Raw genomic sequence first — 18,708 nt, forward strand, 5'->3', positions numbered from 1 at the left:
CGGAAAAGCGCCTACTCGATCCAAAGCGGCGAATTCGTGATCTGCAAGACGACTCACAGCGGCGTCGACCGCTACACCCTCTGGCGAGGGTTTCAAAGCATCAGCGAACACAGCACGGCGAACGAAGCCAAGGCACGAGCAAAACGGGAGAGCGCGGCATGATTACGACTGATCCGAAACTGGCATGGGCCATGGCACTCGACACCGGTGTTCGCTCTCAGATGGGCCCCATCCTCGAGGAACTGGAAAGCGGTGGCGGCGTGCAGTTCACCAAGAAGGGCGGTACCGGCGCTGCCCACGGCATTGAGTACGGGCCGGTCTACGCCCGCATCTGCCGTCTGGAGCGTGAGCAGCCCACCCTGGCTGCAATCGGGCATGTGCTGTGCCATCCCTCGACCGAGCAGGCAAACGCCTATCTGGATGACGCTGTAGAAGCCGTCGAGGGCAAGGTGATCGCCAGCATTCCGAACTGGGGCGATGGTCGAGCCTGGCGCCCCGCGAAGAAAGAGCGCGTGCACTACCTGATCCACGTCGCCCTACTGGAGCGGCAGCGCAATCTGTCGAACGAGCAGCCGGCATGGGGCCCTGAGCGCATCGGCGCCACGATGGCCGAGTGGTACGGCGTGGCGATCACCACCAGGAAGTGGCACCAAGACTGGATGCCGGTGTGGTCCGTGATCCAGGCGTCGATCAACCACTGGGAGGGCGAAGCCATGGAGCCAATCAGCGAGACGATCGGCGATATGGTGAGAAATATCAGGAAGGCTGCATAAAGTGCTGGATTTCTTAGCCCCGATGCTGTACGTTATCTGTAAGCTGGACGGCGTACGACCAAACAGCTAGCACATATCAAAGCCTCGCCCTCTCCGGCGGGGTTTTTTCGTATTTCACTAAGCTGCACGATAGCTTAGCTATTCAGGCCGCTCAAACAACGACATACTTCTGCCTCATACCGAAGGCCACGGGAATTGTACTCTTGGCCAATACACCAGCTCGACACTATTCTGCATTCTTCACGAAAATCTAATACGAATGTTAAGAAAGTTGTACAATATAGACAGAAGTCAAAGAGACTGATGCCGGGATGAGCCATGCGGGAATCTGCAAAAAACGAAGATCAGCTCAGCGAGAACGAGATACGCTGCATTTTCCAGAGTCTTGATGCGCTCATTTACGTCAGCGATCTAGATACCCACGAACTTATCTTCGTCAACAAAGCACTCCAAAGTAAATTTGGAGAGCCTTTAGGTAAAAAGTGTTGGCAATATTTACAACAAGACCAAGTCGGTCCGTGCAATTTCTGCACAAATTCTCTGATAGCGCCAGGGAACAAACCCTCGCTAGATCCAGTTGTGTGGGAGTTTAGAAACACTAGAGATAACCGGTGGTATCAATGCCGAGATATTGCAACCGTGTGGCCTGACGGCCGACTGGTTCGCATCGAAATAGCCATCGACATTACTGCGCAGAAGGACCTTGAGGAGAAGCTTCGTGTATCTAAAAAGGCTGCACAAAGGCTCGCATTACAGGATGAGTTGACCCATCTTCCTAATCGCCGATCCTTTCTAGCTGAGTGCGACAACGTACTTACATCCAGTGGTGATAATGCCCCGTTTTCTCTAGTAATGATTGATCTGGATAGCTTCAAGGCTGTTAATGATACCTATGGTCACCTAGCAGGAGACCATGTCTTGCATGCTGCTGCTCAACGCCTAAAAAGTCTAACGCGATCGTCAGACATCATTTGTCGTTTTGGAGGCGAAGAATTTTCCCTTGCGGTGCCTGGGGCGTCTACAGACGAAGCTTTATTATTGGCTGACAGGTTACGAAAAAATCTCAAAAGCTCACCTATTAATTACAAAGATTTTTCCATTACTGTCACTGCAAGCTTTGGAATTTCTGGCACGAATGGACAGGAAGCTTCGAGCCTCTCCCGACTATTAAGAGAAGCTGATATTGCTATGTATCAAGCTAAAAGAAACGGGCGAGATCGCGTGGAGGTCTACTCCTCGAATGAGGTGTGATTCTAAACTCTTCATTCGGCGCAGCAGGCTGTTGCACGACTCAATGATCCCTCGAAGTTAGTAACCGCATACCGTCCTTGATACTCGATCCGTTAGTTCAGGCAGACTTGTTCTTTCCTGCGCCCTGGCCTCCCGCCGGGGCGTAGTTCGTTATGCCGCCCTGCGAGCCTTCCCTCGCCCTGGTCGGGCGGCACCCTTTCCCGTGATGACGCCGCCACCTGGTGTCTTTGCCCGTTCCTGCGGGCTGTTTTATTCCCCGAGGTGCCGCCATGAAGACCAGCCAGCGCGGACTGAACCTGGTCGCCGAGTTCGAGGGCCTCGAGCTTGAGGCGTACCCCGACCCCGGTACCGGCGGCCATCCCTGGACCATCGGCCTGGGCACGACCCGGTACCCCGATGGTTCCCGCGTACAGCCCGGCGACACTATCACCGAGGATGAGGCGTTCGCCCTACTCCGCTATGACGTTGCCCGGTTCGAGGACGACGTCGAGCGCCTGGTGGCCGTGCCGCTCAACCAGAACCAGTTCGACGCTCTGGTCTCGTTCACCTACAACGTCGGCCCCGGTGCCCTGGGGCGCTCTACCCTGCGGCGCAAGCTGAATACCAGCGACTACCGTGGAGCCGCTGACGAGCTGCCGCGCTGGAACAAGGCCGGCGGCCTCATACTGGCTGGCCTCACCCGGCGCCGCAAGGCTGAGCGCGATCTTTTCCTGACGCCTGAAAGCGTCCAGTTTCACTGGCTTGATGAGACCGTAAGAGTCTCGAAGCCGTAAACCCGTATTGTTTACGCAGGCCCACCCAGGAGGCGGGATGTCTGAAACGAGTCCCGATACTGCCTTGAAGGCCAAGCCTATTCTCGAGAGGCACGTGCAAACCGTGCTCTTAGCCCTCGTCGTCGGCCTACTCGCCTGGTCAGGCAACACCACCCTGACCCTGATCGAGACATCAGCTCGCCAGGACGAGCGCATCAGTCAACTGATCGCCCTGACGGAACAGCTTCGTGCTGATCTGCGAGAGGTCGGCAACGACTACATGACGATCAACGACGCGGCCATGTACCGCGATCAGATCAACAGCCGCATCGATGCCCTGGGTGCCCGGGTGTCGCGCCTGGAGAACCGGTGATGAACTGGAGATCTGCCGTTGAAGAAGTCGCCAAGTACGCGCCGGCTGTCGCTACTGCGCTTGGCGGTCCTGCTGTGGGTGGTGCTGCAACTGGTGCCGCCCTTATGGTCACTTCTGCGCTGGGTATCGAGAACGATCCTGCTGCACTGGTGGCAGCGACTCAGGACCCTGCCAAGCGTGCTGAGCTGGTCCGCCTCAACAACGAGCATCGTCAGGCACTGGAGGCTATGCGCCTCGAGGCTGAGAAGGCCGCTGCCGCCGAGCAGACGGCTCGACTGACCGAGACACAGCGCACCATGCGCGCCGAGCTGGAGCACGAGGGCTGGTTCAAGAGCGGTTGGCGCCCTGCCCTGGGCTGGGTGTTCGCTTTCTCCTTGGGCACCCTGTCCGCCGTTATGGCCTACACCATAGTGATCGACCCCGCGGTCGTGGGTGATCCCGAGTTCACTGGCATGCTGATCTGGCTATTCGTGACCATGGGTGCCGCCCTGGGCATCAACGTCCGCCAGCGCACCGTAAACAAGGCGCTCGAGCGTGGGCAGCAGCCCCGCACGTTCATGGATGCAATCAGAACAAAGTGAGCCCGACAGCTATTCAGTCAGCCTCGCTATCGCGGTTGAGTTTTTCGGCTTCTCGTTCAGCTGCTTCGCAGTCGTGGTAAGAAGCAATGACGTCGTCGTTTAAGTGCGTATCGACCACCTGCCAGTAATCGACCTTAGTGCTGTCGGGGTCAGTGAGCACTGAGCGAACCTGAAATCTAGCAGGCATTGTGGAGCTACCTCGCAATCAAAGGGGGGCAGCCACAAGGATAGCCTAGGTGACAGGCTGCAAATCGAACGATAGAGCTGCTGCTTCGGCACGGGCTTCTGCCTCATCCACATGCCGCGAAACAACCTCGCGGGACTCCTCATTGTAGTGTCGAGATAGCTTCACCACCGCCCACCTCACTTGACGGCGCGTAGGGGTTAAGTAGCTCTCGACTAAATACTTGTTCACCGCGACCGCTCCTGATGGTGGACTAAAGCGGCAACAGAGTAGTCGCTGAACGATCCGGTGGCAAGACGCCTATCATCGATCTATCAACGCTTTCTACTTTACGACCGCGGCTAAGAGCAAGTCACTATCGTTCGAGATCGGTGAGGATCCCGCAGGTTCACACGTGATCAAGATGAGGTGATGGATGCAATGCCCTGAATGCCCGAGAGGACGAGACGACTGCATGCCGCTGTCGAACCAGATTTCCGACTGTGGTGGCTCATTCCTCTGCGTGGGCTACAACCGACCGCAGGATCGGGCGGTGCCTGGTGATCGATTCACCCACTGCTGGAAGAACGACGCTGTGGACGAGCGAGGCCACTGGGATCGCCGCGACCTGCTCGACACAGTGATGGTCATGACGCATGCCCTTAGCCAGGACGAGAACATCCGTGTAGCCGAAGGCATGACTGACGAGCAGATGAACGAAGTCGTGTTCACGCCTGACTGAACACCCTGCAGCACCCGGAGGTCGTCCCCACCTACCAAGGGCGGACGCTGTGAAGCACTGCACTCCGTAGCCGCCGACGACTCTCAGGCGGCCTCTATGCGATGGTGACGAAATCGGAGCATCGCTCTTCATCTCGTTCGAAACACAAGGTATGGAACTCCTTCTCGCCCGAAGTAAAAAGAGCCCATCAACTCTTCACCGACCATAGATGCTTTGCTATCTGCCCGTCTCACGACGAAGGAATAAAGCTGTTTAGCCGAATCATCGATGTACCGGTAGTGGATATAGCCAGCTGTAGAACCTTCGTCGTATGTGAAGCCGAGTATCTCAGCAACGGGGAGAGAAAAATTTTGCGGAATATCAGGCGCTTGTTCGTTTGGCAATTTTATTTGCTTAAAAGCTAACTGGGCCATTTTGCCTCCTGCCTAATAAAATTTTGGATATCAATAATGGCCAGACCCACCAAGTACAAAGCGGAGTTCGCCGAGCAGGCCCGCAAGCTGTGCTTGCTGGGCGCCACGGACGCAGAACTCGCTGACTTTTTCGGAGTGGCAGAATCCACTATCAATAAGTGGAAGCTCAATCACAAGGGGTTTTCGGAGTCCATAAAAAGCGGAAAGGTGATGGCAGATGCGGAGGTAGCCACTCGCCTCTATGAGAGAGCTCTCGGATACAGCCACCCCGAGGAGAAAGTGTTCAACAACCAGGGCGAGATCGTCACCCACCAGACGACTAAGCACTACCCGCCTGACACTACCGCCGCCGCCATATGGCTGAACAACCGCAAGCCAGACAGGTGGCGCAACAAACCCGAACCAGACGGACAGGACGACGCGCCTCAACCGGTCAACGTCGTCTTCAAGGTGCAGGATGCCAGCGACCCCGATCGAAACCGAGGCGACGCTTAATCGCCCGCAAGGTCAGTTCCTGGCGATGCAGCAGAAGTTCCGGGCCTATGTTGCCGGCTTTGGCTCTGGAAAGACCTGGGTCGGCTGTAGCGGGATCGGCGCCCATGCTTGGCAGCACCCGCGCATCAACATGGGGTACTTCGCCCCGACCTATCCTCAGATCCGGGACATCTTCTACCCGACCATCGAGGAGGTCGCACACTCGCTTGCCTTGCGCGCGGAGGTGCGAGAGGCAAACCGCGAGGTCCACCTGTATAGCGGCCGGCAGTACCGCTCCACAGTGATATGCCGCTCGATGGATAAGCCGGGCAGCATCGTCGGCTTTAAGATCGGGCATGCCCTGGTTGACGAACTCGACCTGATGGCTACTGCCAAGGCCGAAATGGCCTGGCGTAAGATCATGGCGCGGATGCGCTACAAGGTCGACGGGCTCAAGAACGGCATCGACGTGACGACGACGCCCGAGGGGTTCAAGTTCGTCCACCAGCAGTTCGTCAAAGCGTTGCGTGATAAGCCGTCTATGGCCCAACGCTACGGTCTGGTTCAGGCATCTACCTATGACAACGAGGCGAACCTGCCAGATGACTACATCGACGCTCTGCTGGAGGCCTATCCGCCGCAGCTGATCGATGCCTACCTGCGTGGCCTATTCGTCAACCTGACCACTGGCACGGTCTACCGTCAGTTCGATCGGGCGCTGAATGCTTGCATGGACACCGTGCAGCAGGGCGAACCGCTGTTTATCGGCATGGACTTCAACGTCGGCAAGATGGCGGCGGTGACCCATGTGAAACGTGACGGCGATCCTCGTGCGGTGGACGAAATCATAGGGGGGCACGACACCCCCGACATGATCCGCCGCATCAAAGAGCGCTATTGGCGCTATGACGGCGACGATTACATCAAGACCTGCGAAATCCACGTATACCCCGACGCCTCGGGCGACTCGCGCCGGTCAGTGAATGCGTCGACAACGGACATTGCTCAATTGCGTGACGCCGGCTTTCGGGTGGTGGTGAACGCCAGCAACCCACCGGTCAAGGACCGCGTCAATTCGATGAATGCGGCGTTTTGCAACGCCAAGGGCGAGCGCCGCTACAAGGTAAACCCCTATGCATGCCCAGCTTATACCGACGCGTTAGAGCAGCAGGCATGGAACAAACAAGGCGAACCTGACAAAGAGAACGACAAGGATCACCCCAACGACGCTGCCGGGTACTTCATTGTGAAGGATTACTTGGTCAACAAGCCGAAGGTCGGCATGAAACGCATTCGAGGACTCGCCTGATATGCCTGTCACCACGACACACCCCCAATACGACGACAAGCTCACCGATTGGGAGCTGATGCGCGACAGCATCGAAGGGGAAGGCGCTATCAAGGGTGCTGGCATCGGCTACCTGCCGAAGACCAGCGGTCAGCTGGCCCTCGAGCACCAGGCGAAAACCGACAAAAGCGCGATGCTGTCGCTCGACGAGGCCCGGGAGATCTACCAGTCCTATAAGCGGCGCGCCCAATACCCGCTGTGGGTGAAGGACTCACTGCGCACGATGATGGGGCTTGTGTCTCGCCAGGAACCCGAGATAAACCTACCGACCTCCCTAGCCTCCCTTCAGGACGAGGCCACGGCCGACGGCTTCCCGCTCAAGACACTGTTCCTGCGCGCCGTGCGGGACTTGCTGGCCTACGGCCGGCAGCCGCTGCTCGCAGACTGGGATGGCGGCGGCCGCCCCTACGTAGCCGCCTACGGCGCTCTCGACGCCATCAACTGGCGCGAGGCTGATGTCGACGGACGCCGCGACCTGGTGCTGAGCGTGCTGCGCGAGGCCGTGCATCAGGGTGACGAGTTCAGTCACGACAGTGAGGCCCGCTACCGAGTGCTCGACCTCAACGAGGGTCGATACCGGGTGCGTCTGCTGGATGAGCATGGCGAAGCAGTCGGCGAGGAAGACATGCCGGGCACTAACCAGGCGCCGCTCGACTTCATCCCCCTGGTCTTCTTGGGCAGCACCGACAACAACGCCGACACCGACGAGATTCCTCTGCTGACCATGGCGAAGGCGGCGCTCAAGAGCTACCAACTCTCGGCAGACTACTACACTAGCCTCCACTACACCTCGCATCCCCAACCCTGGATCGCCGCGGACCTGGGCGAGGACGAGCAATTCAGTGTCAGCGGCCCCATGGCCGCCTGGAATGTGGGCAAGGACGGCAAGGTCGGGTATCTGGAATTCCAGGGTGCTGGCATCGAGGCCAACCGCACAGCGATGCAGGACCAGCGAAACACCGCGTTGGAGGCTGGGGCCAGAGTGATTGATGCAGGGGCCGACGAGTCCGGCGAGGCCCGCAAGGCCCGCCAGAGCGATCAACACACCAGCCTGTACAGCGTCGTGGTTACCGCGGCCGAGGGCATTGAGCAGCTGCTTCGCTACTTCGGCCGCTGGCTGAACCTGCCGCAGGCCGACATCGATGCCATCGCGTTCAAGGTCGAGCCCGAATTCACCAAGGCCGAGATCGATGCCGCAATGATGGGCATCGTTCGCGATCTGCGCCTGGCCGACGAGGTGCCGCAGGCGGTGCTGTTCGAGTCGTTGCGCAAGGCCGGGGTCACCAATCTCGCCGACCAGGACCTGTTGGCCCTGCTCGATGGTCAGGTAACCGACGATGAGTGATCGTGAGGACGCACAGCGCCGGATCGTCACCGCTCTGGCGCAGCATGTCTCATACCTGCACCGCACCGGCACAGCGCACGTCAATAAGGCGCTGGCGATCATCGACGAAATGAGCGCCGAGCTTCCCCGGGAGATCGGCGAGCGCCTCGACAACCTGACGCCTGCCGAGCTCCAGGCGTTCGCCCGGGGCCGCTACCACACGACTCGGCTCAAGGGGTTGCGCGACGCAATCGACCGCTGGGTCTCGACGCTTGGCGAGCGCATCAAGTCCATGAGTCTCAAGGAGCTGGCGGCCCTAGCCGATCAGGAGGCGGGATACGTCCGCGACCTCATCGCCCAGGCGGTAGAGGGCGAGATCCCGCCGGCTCCTGCTGTGGCATCGGCCGCTCTCTCCCGACCGGTGATGGGGGAGTTCGTCGAGGACATGCTGGCCGACATCGGGCCAGCCACCCGCAACCGGGTCTACAGCACCATCCGCCAAGGCGTCAGCGAGGGCCAGAGCAACAGCCAAATCATCCGGGCCCTGCGCGGGACACCGGCGCTCAAGTACCGCGACGGCGTGCTGCAGACGACACGCAACAACGTCGACAACGTGGTTCGCACGGCCCGGCAGCACATGAGCAACGAGGCCTACCGGGAGACCTACATCGCCCTAGGCGTCACGCATGTGGTATGGGTGGCTCAGCTTGAGGGCCGGACCTGTCGCCGCTGCGCCCCGCTAGACGGTCGGCGCTGGAAGATCGACGAGCCACACCCGGAACCGCCGCTTCATCACCGATGCCGATGCAGCCTGGCGCCCTCCCTCGACGGCGACATCATGGGCCAGCGGCCCTACGTGCGCGCCCTTAAGGTCAAGGGGCGCGACGACCAGGCCAAGTTCCGCAGCATCGGCAACATGACCAAGAAGCAGCGCGAAGCTGCCGGCCTTGAGGTTGGTCAGGTTAGCGCAGGCACCACATACGCCGACTGGTTCGCGAGCCAGAGCGCCCGGTATCAGCGCGAATGGCTGGGAGACCGGCGCTACCGCCTCTACAAAGAGGGCGGCTACAGCCTGGACCGATTCACCGATCCTCGGCAACGCGAGTACACGCTGGACGAGTTGAGAGCACGCGACCGCGAGACATTCGCCGAGGTGTTTGGCGAGGCGGCATGAGGTAGGCTGACAGCATGACCCCAGCCGATCCCGATTTCATCACCTGGTGGCGACTGTGGCGCCTGCTGCAGTCCGGCAGCGGAACGCTCGCCGACCAACTCCAGGCCCGCCTCTGCTGGAACCTCTCTTTCGAGGTTCGACGCCGCCTAGGCGATTTCGAAGACTGACCAACAATTTTATTCAAAGCCCCGCCATTGAGCGGGGTTTTTTAATGGCTGCTCGCCAGGCGGGCGGCCTCAACGCGCTCAAGGAGCACAACACCATGCCACTGGAAATCGACTTCTCTGAACTCGGCATCGAGCTGGAAGAAGACAAGGCCAAGGCTCTCAAGGAGGCGCTGGACGCCAAACATGAGGAAGCGCTCAACAGCGAGGTCAGCGGCCTCAAGTCAAAGCGCGACCAACTGCTCGAATCACAGAAAACGCTCAAGTCTCAGCTCAAGCAATTCGAGGGGCTGGACCCCGAGCGGGCCCGCAGGCTCGAGCAGCAGCTGGCCGAGAACGAGGAGGCCCAGCTGATCGCCGACGGCAAGCTCGACGAGGTGCTGAACAAGCGCACAGAGCGGATGCGGGAAGGCTATGACCGCCAGCTGAGCGAGGCTCAGCAGACCGCAGAGAGCGCCAAGGCGTTCGCCGACAAGTTCCGCGGCCGGGTCATGAGCGACGAGATCCGAACTGCGGCCGCCGAAGTCGGCATCGTGGACTCGGCTGTTCAAGACGCAGTCTACCGCGCAAGTTCGCTGTTCGAAGTCGATGACGAGGGCAACGTTGTGCCCCGAGAGGAGGCCGGTCTGGATGCAGACGGCAAGCCTCTCACCCCTTCCGCATGGCTTGAGTCCATGCGAGAGAAAGCTCCGCACTGGTTCCCGCAGCCCAAGGGGTCAGGGGCGCCGGGTGGCGGAGGTGGTTCCTCAGCGCCAAGGGCGTGGAAGGACGCGAAGTCTACCGCCGAAAAGGTGGAAATCCTGAAACGCAAGCAAAACCAATGAGGTAGCGCCCTATGGCACTCTCTGATATGAAAGTCTTCAACGACTTCCTGTACTCGGCAGCCACCGAGACCATCCGCCAGCAGATCGAACTGTTCAACGCCGCCACCGGCGGTGCTCTGCAGCTCCAGCAGGCGGGCAACGTGGGCGATTTCGCTCACGAGGCCTCCTACAAGGCCATCGCCAACCTGATGCGTCGTCGCAACGCCTACGGCACCGGCGCCGTCACCCCGACCACTCTGGCCCAGATGGACCATGTGGCGGTGAAGATCGCCGGCGGCACCTCCCCGGTGGAGTTCCAGCCGCAGCAGTTTCAGTGGATCCAGCGTCAGCCCGAAGAGGCCGGTGTGGTGATCGGCGAGCAGGTCGCTCGAGGCGTCATCGCCGATGAGGTGAACACCGCTATTCTGGCCCTGCAGACCGCGATGATCGGCAACTCCGCCGTGGCGCACGACGCCACCGCTGGCACTCTGAATCTGAACGCCCTCAACAAGGGCGCCGGCAAGTTCGGCGATCGCATGATGGACATCATGGTCTGGGTGCTCCACTCCAAGCCGATGACCGACCTGTTCGACGGCGCCCTGACCAACGGCAATCAGCTGTTCGAATTCGGCACCGTGCGCGTCACCCAGGATGGGTTCGGCCGCCGGTTCGTGATGACCGACTCTCCTGCGCTGTACGAGGCCGATGGTGGCGGTGCTGGCACCGACCACTACCACACCCTTGGTCTGGCCGAAGGCGCCGCGGTTGTCGAGGACAACAACGACTACTACGCCACCGTCGAGGAGAAGACCGGCGACGAGAACATCCGCCGGATCTTCCAGGCCGAGTACACCTACAACCTCGGCCTCAAGGGTTACTCCTATGGCGGCACCAAGTCGCCCGACGACGCCACCATCGGCACCGGCGGGAACTGGTCGCAGATCGCCAGCGACGTGAAGGATACCGCAGGCGTCGTAGTAACTAGCCTGTAATGCCTGGCGGGCGGCCTGCGGGTCGCCCGCTGACCTGCTGATAGGAGTCAGCCATGCACCTGATCTACACCACGCGCCGCCGCGGCTTCGAGCCCGGGCGGCAGTACCGCAATCCCCGCTTCTTCGCCGGCGCCGACAAGGCCGCCACCAGCGTCACCGTCGAGGGCCATCACCCCGACGTGGTCGCCGCCTACGAGGCCGCCGGCATCGAGGTCGAGGTGATCGGCGCCGAAGAACCGCGTCCGGACGATGCCGAGTCCGACGAGCGGGCCCGCCGCGCCGAACTGATGGACGCCATCGAGCACGCCACTGGCAAGCGCCCCGGCGCCAACACCAAGACCGAGACCCTGGAGCAGCGGATGGCCGAGATCGAGTCCGGCAGCCAGGACGAAGACGGGCAGGAGTAACCCATGGCCACCTACGTCACCGTTGACGATGTCGACACCAAACTGGGCGCCGGCTGGGAAGGCTCGGGCGACAAGACGCGCGCCGTGCTGGAGGCCAACACCTGGCTCACCGCCAAGCGGGCCCGGCTCGCCGATCCTGTCGACGATGACGTGGTCATGGCCGGCGCCCTGCTGGCCCAGGAGGCGGCGAATGGCCGGCTCTACGCCGACATCGACGGCGCCCTGAAGCGCGAGCGGGTCAGGGCCGACACCGTCGAGGTGGAGACCGAGTACCAGGACGGCGCCCAGGCGCAGACCGGCGCGCTGTCGATGATCTCCGACCTGCTGGCCCCGTACCTTCCGAAGACCAACGGGGTCACCATCCTCAAGAGGTTGTGATGGGCTACATCCAGGATAAGATCAACGCCAAGGTGCCCAAGGCGTTCGACGGCAAGCTGAGTGACGCCGTGCGGCCCTTCACTGGCTCCCGCACTGTCGTTTCGGGCGAGTTCGACCCTATCGAGGGAACCTATCCCGAGACGAGCGTGACCTACACCGGGCGCGGCGTGTTCGGCGACTACTCCACCGCCGAGATCGACAATCAGCACATTCTGCGCACTGACGTAGAGCTATCTGGCGTGCTCCAGAATGAGCTGATCATGGACGCTGACCATGCCCCGGCCACACCCAAGATCAATGACACCATCAACGGCATGCTGGTGGTCAACGTTGGGCAGGACCCCGCCAAGGCCACCTGGACGATTCAACTCAGGAGACCGTAAACTGAATTGGAACAATCAGCTACAATAGCTGCACCACCTCTACCTGGCGGTTACAGAATGAGCGATGACAACGAGTTGCTGGATCAATTTGCCGTTGAGGCGATGAAGTCTCTGGTCACGGCCGAGGGCGTAGAGCTTCTCAGCTCCGACACCCGGCATCGGGCAGCGATTGCAAGAACCGCGTACAGCATCGCGGCGGAGATGTTGAAAGAGCGGGAGTTGGCTCACAAAGAGCAGGAATGGTCCGCTATCAACGTTCACGATCTCGTCAAGCGCGCAAAGACCAAGTCTTTCCTCCGTCACTTTGGCATATCCACCGTTGCTCAAGCCGTGAAGCTATCCCACCAGGAGCTACGCAGAACGGAGGGAGTTGGCGTGGCCCTCATTGAGGACTTACAGCAAGCTTTGGAACCTTACGGTGGCTTACGATCACGCTAGGGCCTGCCGCTACTTGCCCAGCCGACGTGCTGGGTTTTTTACGCCTGGAGAAAAAATGACGACGCGCAAGGGATGGTCCAAATCACTTTCCGGTTTCGCTCGGCAGGTAGAGCGCGACCTGACCGACATGCAGAAGCGCGTGGCTACCGAAGCCTTGCAGATGGTAATCCTTGGCTCTCCCGTTGACTCTGGCGCTTTTCGAGGCAATCACCGGGTCTCTGTGGGCAGCCCTGACACCAGCTTCGACGAATCTGCGGGCGCCTCGCAGCCGCCCAAAGGCGGCATGGATAACGAGACCTTCAATCGCGAGGCCGCGAAGATCGCGCCCATGCACGTCCCGTTCACGGTGATCTATATCCAGAACAACCTCCCATATGCCGAGCGCATCGAAGTCGGCAGTTCTGACCAGGCCGGCGAAGGTGTCTATGCCGTGGCGGCCAACACTCTGCGCGAAAAGTATGGGGGCTGATCATGGGATTCGACGAGATCCGCATCGCTATCGAGTCGCGCATGGTGGCGTGGGATGGCGTGCCCGTGGCCTATGACGGCGCCCCCAGCGGACCGAACGTAGATGCGGCCATCGCCAACCAGGAGCCCTGGGTGCGGCTGACCATCCAGCACGGCGACAGCTTCGTCGCTGGTCTCGGCTCCGAACCCTGCGTTCGCCGCCCCGGGCTGATCATGTGCCAGGTGTTCACCAAGGACAATCAGGGCAGCCGGCAGGCGTACCAGATCGCCGACGCCCTGGCTGCGCACCTGCAGTTCTGGCGTACCGGGCACCTTGAGACGCTCGCCTCGTCAGTGCAGCGCGCGGGCCCCTCTGACGGCTGGTATCAACTGAACGTATCGACGCCCTTCCGCGTCGGCTAAACCGCCCCACCGCCCACCTCCGAGCCGCCTTGAGCGGCTTTTTTCATGCCTGGAGAAAATCATGAGCTCAGGTTCTCAGATCGCAACCTACCTCGCTCCCGAGTCCACGCCCGGGGAAACGCCCGATCCGGCGACCTGGGACACTCTGCGCCTCGCCGGCAATACCCTGACGCCCAACGTCTCCACCGAGGTCTCTGCCGAGAAACGTGAGACGCGCATGCAGGGCGGCAGCATCATCACCAGCCTCGACTACTCCGGCGACCTGGCTGGCGAGATGAGCGCGGGCACGTTCGACAAGCTGCTCGAGGCAGCCTTCTACGGCACCTGGGCCACTGATGTGCTGGAGATTGGTGCTGACCGCCACACCTTCACCATCGTGAAGGCGTTCAAAGACATCGGCGTCTACTCAACCTTCAAGGGCGTGCACATCGGTGCCATGCAGCTCGACATCCCCGAAGAAGGCAAGGTGACCTGCAGCTTCACCGGCATGGGCCTCGGCTATGAGGACGGCGAGACCGACCCGACCGCTGCTGGCACCGTGAATCCTCAGACAACCACCGTGGCGATGGGCTCCGCCACCAGTGTTGGCGACATTCTGGTCGACGGCTCCACCTTGGCCGGCGAGGCCTGTATCAGCGCCCTGTCCATGTCCATCGACAACACGTTGCAAACCCAACGCTGCCTCGGCAAGGCCGGTCCCGGCGCCCTGATTGCCACATCGGCCAACGTCTCCGGCTCGCTCACCATGGCCTGGAGCAAGGCGGCCTGGAAGCAATGGAAGAAGATGCTGACCCGCGAGGCTATCGGCGTGTACTTCCCTCTGACCGATGCCGCCGGCAACAGCTACACCTTCGACTTGCCAGAAATCGAGATCGACGGCGAGCTGCCGGACGGTGGCAATGAGGACATCGTCCAGGTGTCGCTCAACTACACCGCCAAGAACACTCCCATCAAAGTCACCCGCGTGCTGGTATAAGGAATCCCCGATGGCTTTCAATGCAAAACGATACTCACCTGACGCCTTCACTCAAGGCGTTTGGCTAGCAATCATGGGCGGCCAGTTCAAGGTCGCCCGAGCTGGCAACCCCATCTACGAGCAGGCGCTGGAGGAGTCCGGTTATCGGAAGAAGATCGAGCCAGCTGAGAAAGAGCGCGCCCTGTACACGGCCATCGCCACCGGCGTTCTGCGAGACTGGAGCGGCGTCGAAGACGATAGCGGCGAACCGATCCCTTACAGCATCGAAAATGCCGTTGAGGTGATGCTGGACAACCCTGATCTGGTGGCGCGCATTCTCAGTCAGGCCAACGACCTGTCCAACTTTCGTCGTGAGGACATTGAGGACCAAGGAAAAAAGCCGCGGCAGCGCTCAAGTACCGCCTGACAACAGCCGGGCGAGAAACCAAGCTCGCCACGATCGCAAAGGCGCTCAATCTCTCAAAGCAGGTTGAGCCGCCAGAGATCGACGAGCGCTGTGCCTTCTGGCTGCACCTGTTCGACCTCCTCTCCCCATCAAGACCTGCCGGCTTCGGCGCCATTCAGCCCATACCTTTGTCTGAGATGGCTGCTTTGCGCCAGATGATGGTGCTACCCTGCTCAGCAGATGAGTACATTAACGTTATGCGTGAGATGGACTGGGTATACATGGAAAGCAGAACCTAGCCTCGCCCTGCCCTATTCGCTACGCTGGGGAAAACACGCACGGAGGCATCATGAAAAAGAAGCATGCGCCCTACTACCGCGACTACAGCGAAGCTCACCGAACTTTCCATGACGTTACCTCGGAAACCGCCGGATTGCGGATCAAAGACAAGCTGAATGGTTTCGTGCCCGAAGACCTTGTTGAGAAACTAGAGGAGGAGCGCAAACTGCTCGCTGAGATAAAGAGCCTAACGCCCAGTGACGGTGAGGCCTTGATCGAGAAGATCATCTCTGCGGCTGAGGAAAATGGTGCAGTTGTCGAAAAGAAGATAGAGAACGAAATCCCCCGCGACGGTCAGCCAGCGCGCCGCTACATCATTGCAAAGTTTTTTGACTCAAGCACGTTGATGGCCCGCATGTCTCTATGGCTCGGAGATCAGTACGCACGTATATACTTCGAGGCAGTGCGAAAAAATACCCGTGCTGGCGAGGATGGCGAGGGCTGGTCATGAAAGGGTGTATTGTCGCCGCAGTAGTCGCGATGGCTCTAACAGGTTGTGGTGGGGACTCGATTAGCGAGGAAGAGGCCGCATCTATTGCGGCTTTGTCACAAGACGCAGAGAAGTACAAAGATGCTTTTACCGAAGCAATCGTCGAACTAAGCGGAAGAGATGACTGTGATGCTGAGGTGATGCGGAATAATGGCGGATTCTCCCGAGTAGCCGGGGAGCCATATTACTTCATGTTCTGTGGCGAACCTCAGAACATTGCGCGCAGATGGTATCTTGACCCGTCGTCAGGCGAGTTAACCCGGTTTAAGGCGGAACTCTAGCCATCCTCCCGAAAAACCATAAGGCCCGCTCATAGCGGGCTTTTTTTATGCTTGGAGATTGTGATGCCTTATTCCAGCCGCCTTGAGCTGGTGATCGATAGCCGTAGCGGTGAGCGGTCGTTAAAGCGCGTGGAGCGTGGGCTCGTCGATGTCGATCGGGCTGGAGATCGAGCTGCCGGGAGCCTCGGCGGAGTGGCGGCGGAGACGTCCCGGCTTCGCGGCGTTGCACTTGCGGCATCCGGGGCGCTGGCCGGTCTCGTTGGCGCTGCCAGTGCCGGCGAGGTGATCCGATATGCCGATGCTTGGTCCAACACCACAAATCAGATTCGCCAGGTGACCAGCTCTAGCGACGAGCTTGCCAAGACACAGCGCGAGCTACTCCAGATCGCTAACGACTCGCGCTCTACCTACGAGTCAACCGTCGATCTGTATACCCGCCTAGAGAAATCAACCCAAGAGCTGGGCATTTCCAGCGAGCGCCTGCTCGGAATTACCGACTCCATCAACAAGTCGTTCGCGCTGTCCGGCGCTACTGCGGACGAGTCTGCCGGCGCTATCACTCAGCTTGCTCAGGGCCTGGCTGCTGGGGCGCTTCGCGGTGATGAATTTAACTCAGTGGCTGAGCAAGCGCCGGAGATCATGAGGGCCATCTCTAACTCTCTCGACATGACCACTGGTGAGCTGAAAGACTTTGCCGCTGAGGGCGGCATCACTGCCCAGGTCATCATCGACGCCATGGAGGGCGCAGCGGTCAGTATCGACCAGGCGTTTGGCCAGTCGATTGCAACGTTTGGCCAGAAAATGGCTGTGTCACGAAACAAAATTCTCGAATGGGTGGGAGCGAGCGAAGGGCTGAACGACGCTGTCGGGCTCGCAGGTGATGCCATTGTTGGCCTATCGGACAACATAGACACGCTGGTGGATGGTGCGCAGTTTTTGGCCGTGCTGATGGCGGGCCGCTTGTCCGGGGCATTGGCAACTGCTACCGCCGCCAAGCTGGCCGCCCTGGGACAGACCCTCGCCTACCAGGCTGCTCTCGCCCGCCTGGCAGGAGTCAGTGGTACAGCGGCTACTGCACAGCTTGCGATGGGCGCTGCGGTAAGGACCGCATCAGGTGCGATGGCACTGCTTGGCGGCCCCGTAGGCGCAGCTGTTGTGGCGGCCGGAGGCATCTACTACTTCCGAGAAGAACTGGGCCTAGTGCAGCCTAAAATTGAGTCAGTTACCTCCACTGTTGACGCGCTGACAGACTCAATCAACATGAACAGCGAGGCAGCGCTCAAGAACGGCATATCCAAGCTCTCGGCTGATATCGCGGACCTACAGCGAGCTGCGCAGACCGCGCGAGCGGAGCGAGATGCCATCCAGATGCAAGGCCCTGGGCCGGGCTATGTCGGCATCGGCCCAGGCGCTGGCTCGGGGCGAAATCAGGCAGTGGAAGCCGTGCGGCAAATCGAAACAGAGATTGCCAGCTACGACGAGGCTGTTGTCCAGCTTGAGAATCGCCTGGAATCGCTGGGCGAAAGCAGCATAAAGCCCACCAACAGCTTAAGAACCCTGGCAGAGAGCACGAGTGAAGCAGACAAAGCCACAAAAGAGCTCGCTGAATCCCAGCAGCGCCTGATCGATCGCTTATTCCCCCTTGAAGCTGCCCACCGGCAGTTTCGGGAGGAAATGAATCTTCTCGACCTCAAAGCTGCCGCTGACAAAACATTTCGCCTTGCTGAAGCCCAGGAGCGACTGCGCACACAGTATTCGGCAGAGCTGACCGGCGGCTTTATGGAGCAGATCGCCACTGGCGGGCTAGCTGAGAAGGTCAAGGAGACTGACGACCTCACTCGGGATCTGGGGCTGACCTTTTCTAGTGCTTTCGAGGACGCCATCGTGGGCGGCGAGGGCTTCCGTGACGTCCTGGCCGGCATTGCCGAGGACATTCAGCGATTGCTGATCCGAAAGTCCATCACTGAGCCTGCGGTAAAAGCTATTGGCGGCTTCGACTGGGCCGGCCTCATTGGTGGCGCACTGGGCGGCGCCTCGACAGGGCCTGCACTCGAGGGCGGCTTTACTCAACAGATGTTTGCAGATGGCGGCTACACCGGGCCGGGCGGCAAGAACGACCCGGCGGGCATAGTGCATGCCGGCGAGTACGTGGTGAAAAAGTCAGTGGTCGATCAGCCAGGCGTCCTTCCGATGCTCGAGCGCCTCAACAACATGCCCGGCTACGCCAATGGCGGCCTGGTGGGCGGTAGCGCATCGTCCTCGATGGCCCCGCAGATCACCTACGCTCCGCAGATCACAGTTGAAGCCCAGCCAGGCGCCACACAGCAAGATGCAGAACGCCAGGCTGATGCCTTCAAGCGCGCCAATAAGGCCCAGTTCGCTCAGTTCATCATCGAGCAGCAGCGCCCCGGCGGGCTGCTCGCCAAGAGGTAAT

At 60.2% G+C, this 18,708-nt stretch carries 25 protein-coding genes; 23 read left to right on the forward strand and 2 right to left on the reverse strand.

Features of this window, described 5'->3' with window-relative positions:
* Positions 1 to 158: 158 nt before the first annotated feature.
* The 5 genes from NFG57_RS11200 (at position 159) to NFG57_RS11220 (ending at position 3,730) form a co-directional block, all read left to right on the forward strand.
* Positions 159 to 773, forward strand: a complete 615-nt coding sequence (locus NFG57_RS11200; protein WP_289105743.1) for a hypothetical protein — start codon at positions 159 to 161, stop codon at positions 771 to 773.
* A gap of 318 nt (positions 774 to 1,091) precedes the next feature.
* Positions 1,092 to 2,024, forward strand: coding sequence for a sensor domain-containing diguanylate cyclase (locus NFG57_RS11205; protein WP_289105741.1), 933 nt, complete (start codon positions 1,092 to 1,094; stop codon positions 2,022 to 2,024).
* Positions 2,025 to 2,293: 269 nt separating this feature from the next.
* Entirely contained in the window at positions 2,294 to 2,797 is a 504-nt protein-coding gene (locus NFG57_RS11210; protein ID WP_348814334.1) for a lysozyme, read from the forward strand.
* A 103-nt stretch (positions 2,798 to 2,900) separates the two neighbouring features.
* Entirely contained in the window at positions 2,901 to 3,149 is a 249-nt protein-coding gene (locus tag NFG57_RS11215) for a hypothetical protein (RefSeq protein ID WP_306168818.1), read from the forward strand.
* The gene (locus NFG57_RS11220; protein WP_348816177.1) at positions 3,149 to 3,730 is read left to right on the forward strand and encodes a 3TM-type holin; all 582 of its coding nucleotides are present in this window, start codon (positions 3,149 to 3,151) and stop codon (positions 3,728 to 3,730) included. Before NFG57_RS11215 ends, NFG57_RS11220 begins: the two co-directional genes overlap by 1 nt.
* A gap of 13 nt (positions 3,731 to 3,743) precedes the next feature.
* Here the strand turns inward: NFG57_RS11220 and NFG57_RS11225 are convergent, their stop codons facing one another.
* Positions 3,744 to 3,890, reverse strand: a complete 147-nt coding sequence (locus tag NFG57_RS11225; protein ID WP_222568922.1) for a hypothetical protein — start codon at positions 3,888 to 3,890, stop codon at positions 3,744 to 3,746.
* Between the two features lie 478 nt (positions 3,891 to 4,368).
* Here NFG57_RS11225 and NFG57_RS11230 point away from each other — a divergent pair, with 478 nt between their 5' ends.
* Positions 4,369 to 4,635 carry a hypothetical protein gene (locus NFG57_RS11230; RefSeq protein ID WP_348814335.1) on the forward strand — a complete coding sequence of 89 codons (267 nt, stop codon included), beginning with the start codon at positions 4,369 to 4,371 and terminating at the stop codon, positions 4,633 to 4,635.
* 128 nt (positions 4,636 to 4,763) lie between these two features.
* Here the strand turns inward: NFG57_RS11230 and NFG57_RS11235 are convergent, their stop codons facing one another.
* A complete protein-coding gene (locus NFG57_RS11235) occupies positions 4,764 to 5,048 on the reverse strand; it encodes a hypothetical protein (protein WP_348814336.1) in 285 nt (94 codons plus the stop codon).
* A 36-nt stretch (positions 5,049 to 5,084) separates the two neighbouring features.
* On the opposite strand from NFG57_RS11235, the gene NFG57_RS11240 reads away from it, so the two are divergent.
* The 17 genes from NFG57_RS11240 to NFG57_RS11320 all read left to right on the forward strand — a co-directional run bounded on the left by NFG57_RS11240 (position 5,085) and on the right by NFG57_RS11320 (position 18,707).
* Complete coding sequence (locus tag NFG57_RS11240; RefSeq protein WP_222516476.1) at positions 5,085 to 5,543, forward strand: hypothetical protein; 459 nt, start codon at positions 5,085 to 5,087, stop codon at positions 5,541 to 5,543.
* The gene (locus tag NFG57_RS11245) at positions 5,506 to 6,831 is read left to right on the forward strand and encodes a terminase family protein (RefSeq protein WP_348814337.1); all 1,326 of its coding nucleotides are present in this window, start codon (positions 5,506 to 5,508) and stop codon (positions 6,829 to 6,831) included. The genes NFG57_RS11240 and NFG57_RS11245 overlap by 38 nt, the downstream gene beginning before the upstream one ends.
* Before the next feature lies 1 nt (position 6,832).
* Complete coding sequence (locus tag NFG57_RS11250; RefSeq protein ID WP_348814338.1) at positions 6,833 to 8,215, forward strand: DUF4055 domain-containing protein; 1,383 nt, start codon at positions 6,833 to 6,835, stop codon at positions 8,213 to 8,215.
* Positions 8,208 to 9,368, forward strand: coding sequence for a phage minor head protein (locus tag NFG57_RS11255; protein WP_348814339.1), 1,161 nt, complete (start codon positions 8,208 to 8,210; stop codon positions 9,366 to 9,368). Before NFG57_RS11250 ends, NFG57_RS11255 begins: the two co-directional genes overlap by 8 nt.
* Before the next feature lie 14 nt (positions 9,369 to 9,382).
* Complete coding sequence (locus NFG57_RS11260; protein WP_157033133.1) at positions 9,383 to 9,535, forward strand: hypothetical protein; 153 nt, start codon at positions 9,383 to 9,385, stop codon at positions 9,533 to 9,535.
* 95 nt (positions 9,536 to 9,630) lie between these two features.
* Positions 9,631 to 10,356, forward strand: a complete 726-nt coding sequence (locus NFG57_RS11265; RefSeq protein WP_045994880.1) for a hypothetical protein — start codon at positions 9,631 to 9,633, stop codon at positions 10,354 to 10,356.
* An 11-nt stretch (positions 10,357 to 10,367) separates the two neighbouring features.
* On the forward strand, positions 10,368 to 11,327 hold the full coding sequence (locus tag NFG57_RS11270; protein ID WP_348814340.1) for a major capsid protein: 960 nt from the start codon (positions 10,368 to 10,370) through the stop codon (positions 11,325 to 11,327).
* A 53-nt stretch (positions 11,328 to 11,380) separates the two neighbouring features.
* Complete coding sequence (locus NFG57_RS11275) at positions 11,381 to 11,734, forward strand: hypothetical protein (protein ID WP_045994875.1); 354 nt, start codon at positions 11,381 to 11,383, stop codon at positions 11,732 to 11,734.
* A 3-nt stretch (positions 11,735 to 11,737) separates the two neighbouring features.
* Positions 11,738 to 12,112: a DnaT-like ssDNA-binding protein gene (locus tag NFG57_RS11280; protein WP_348814341.1), complete on the forward strand. Its 375-nt coding sequence runs from the start codon at positions 11,738 to 11,740 to the stop codon at positions 12,110 to 12,112.
* A complete protein-coding gene (locus tag NFG57_RS11285; protein ID WP_222568915.1) occupies positions 12,112 to 12,495 on the forward strand; it encodes a hypothetical protein in 384 nt (127 codons plus the stop codon). The genes NFG57_RS11280 and NFG57_RS11285 overlap by 1 nt, the downstream gene beginning before the upstream one ends.
* Before the next feature lie 57 nt (positions 12,496 to 12,552).
* A complete protein-coding gene (locus NFG57_RS11290) occupies positions 12,553 to 12,933 on the forward strand; it encodes a hypothetical protein (protein WP_108448752.1) in 381 nt (126 codons plus the stop codon).
* Positions 12,934 to 12,988: 55 nt separating this feature from the next.
* Positions 12,989 to 13,402, forward strand: coding sequence for a hypothetical protein (locus NFG57_RS11295; RefSeq protein ID WP_222568914.1), 414 nt, complete (start codon positions 12,989 to 12,991; stop codon positions 13,400 to 13,402).
* Positions 13,403 to 13,404: 2 nt separating this feature from the next.
* Positions 13,405 to 13,803 carry a phage tail terminator-like protein gene (locus NFG57_RS11300; protein ID WP_222568913.1) on the forward strand — a complete coding sequence of 133 codons (399 nt, stop codon included), beginning with the start codon at positions 13,405 to 13,407 and terminating at the stop codon, positions 13,801 to 13,803.
* A 61-nt stretch (positions 13,804 to 13,864) separates the two neighbouring features.
* Positions 13,865 to 14,779: a phage tail tube protein gene (locus NFG57_RS11305; protein ID WP_348814342.1), complete on the forward strand. Its 915-nt coding sequence runs from the start codon at positions 13,865 to 13,867 to the stop codon at positions 14,777 to 14,779.
* 10 nt (positions 14,780 to 14,789) lie between these two features.
* Positions 14,790 to 15,185 (forward strand): hypothetical protein, encoded by a 396-nt coding sequence (locus NFG57_RS11310; RefSeq protein ID WP_222561347.1) that lies wholly within the window; start codon positions 14,790 to 14,792, stop codon positions 15,183 to 15,185.
* Positions 15,186 to 15,513: 328 nt separating this feature from the next.
* Positions 15,514 to 15,954, forward strand: coding sequence for a hypothetical protein (locus tag NFG57_RS11315; RefSeq protein ID WP_253551724.1), 441 nt, complete (start codon positions 15,514 to 15,516; stop codon positions 15,952 to 15,954).
* 383 nt (positions 15,955 to 16,337) lie between these two features.
* Positions 16,338 to 18,707, forward strand: a complete 2,370-nt coding sequence (locus NFG57_RS11320) for a tape measure protein (protein ID WP_348814343.1) — start codon at positions 16,338 to 16,340, stop codon at positions 18,705 to 18,707.
* Position 18,708: the final 1 nt, after the last annotated feature.

Origin of the sequence: Halomonas sp. H10-59 (assembly GCF_040070555.1) — a bacterium.
Lineage (GTDB): Bacteria > Pseudomonadota > Gammaproteobacteria > Pseudomonadales > Halomonadaceae > Halomonas > Halomonas litopenaei.

Coding starts and splice junctions, on each gene's coding strand:
- NFG57_RS11275 (WP_045994875.1), top strand. CDS start 11,381: ATGCACCTGATCTACACCACGCGCCGCCGCGGCTTCGAGCCCGGGCGG.
- NFG57_RS11210 (WP_348814334.1), top strand. CDS start 2,294: ATGAAGACCAGCCAGCGCGGACTGAACCTGGTCGCCGAGTTCGAGGGC.
- NFG57_RS11230 (WP_348814335.1), top strand. CDS start 4,369: ATGCCGCTGTCGAACCAGATTTCCGACTGTGGTGGCTCATTCCTCTGC.
- NFG57_RS11310 (WP_222561347.1), top strand. CDS start 14,790: ATGGCTTTCAATGCAAAACGATACTCACCTGACGCCTTCACTCAAGGC.
- NFG57_RS11200 (WP_289105743.1), top strand. CDS start 159: ATGATTACGACTGATCCGAAACTGGCATGGGCCATGGCACTCGACACC.
- NFG57_RS11245 (WP_348814337.1), top strand. CDS start 5,506: ATGCCAGCGACCCCGATCGAAACCGAGGCGACGCTTAATCGCCCGCAA.
- NFG57_RS11285 (WP_222568915.1), top strand. CDS start 12,112: ATGGGCTACATCCAGGATAAGATCAACGCCAAGGTGCCCAAGGCGTTC.
- NFG57_RS11290 (WP_108448752.1), top strand. CDS start 12,553: ATGAGCGATGACAACGAGTTGCTGGATCAATTTGCCGTTGAGGCGATG.
- NFG57_RS11320 (WP_348814343.1), top strand. CDS start 16,338: ATGCCTTATTCCAGCCGCCTTGAGCTGGTGATCGATAGCCGTAGCGGT.
- NFG57_RS11260 (WP_157033133.1), top strand. CDS start 9,383: ATGACCCCAGCCGATCCCGATTTCATCACCTGGTGGCGACTGTGGCGC.
- NFG57_RS11250 (WP_348814338.1), top strand. CDS start 6,833: ATGCCTGTCACCACGACACACCCCCAATACGACGACAAGCTCACCGAT.
- NFG57_RS11235 (WP_348814336.1), bottom strand. CDS start 5,048: ATGGCCCAGTTAGCTTTTAAGCAAATAAAATTGCCAAACGAACAAGCG.
- NFG57_RS11295 (WP_222568914.1), top strand. CDS start 12,989: ATGACGACGCGCAAGGGATGGTCCAAATCACTTTCCGGTTTCGCTCGG.
- NFG57_RS11305 (WP_348814342.1), top strand. CDS start 13,865: ATGAGCTCAGGTTCTCAGATCGCAACCTACCTCGCTCCCGAGTCCACG.
- NFG57_RS11255 (WP_348814339.1), top strand. CDS start 8,208: ATGAGTGATCGTGAGGACGCACAGCGCCGGATCGTCACCGCTCTGGCG.
- NFG57_RS11270 (WP_348814340.1), top strand. CDS start 10,368: ATGGCACTCTCTGATATGAAAGTCTTCAACGACTTCCTGTACTCGGCA.
- NFG57_RS11265 (WP_045994880.1), top strand. CDS start 9,631: ATGCCACTGGAAATCGACTTCTCTGAACTCGGCATCGAGCTGGAAGAA.
- NFG57_RS11220 (WP_348816177.1), top strand. CDS start 3,149: ATGAACTGGAGATCTGCCGTTGAAGAAGTCGCCAAGTACGCGCCGGCT.
- NFG57_RS11280 (WP_348814341.1), top strand. CDS start 11,738: ATGGCCACCTACGTCACCGTTGACGATGTCGACACCAAACTGGGCGCC.
- NFG57_RS11240 (WP_222516476.1), top strand. CDS start 5,085: ATGGCCAGACCCACCAAGTACAAAGCGGAGTTCGCCGAGCAGGCCCGC.
- NFG57_RS11205 (WP_289105741.1), top strand. CDS start 1,092: ATGCGGGAATCTGCAAAAAACGAAGATCAGCTCAGCGAGAACGAGATA.
- NFG57_RS11300 (WP_222568913.1), top strand. CDS start 13,405: ATGGGATTCGACGAGATCCGCATCGCTATCGAGTCGCGCATGGTGGCG.
- NFG57_RS11315 (WP_253551724.1), top strand. CDS start 15,514: ATGAAAAAGAAGCATGCGCCCTACTACCGCGACTACAGCGAAGCTCAC.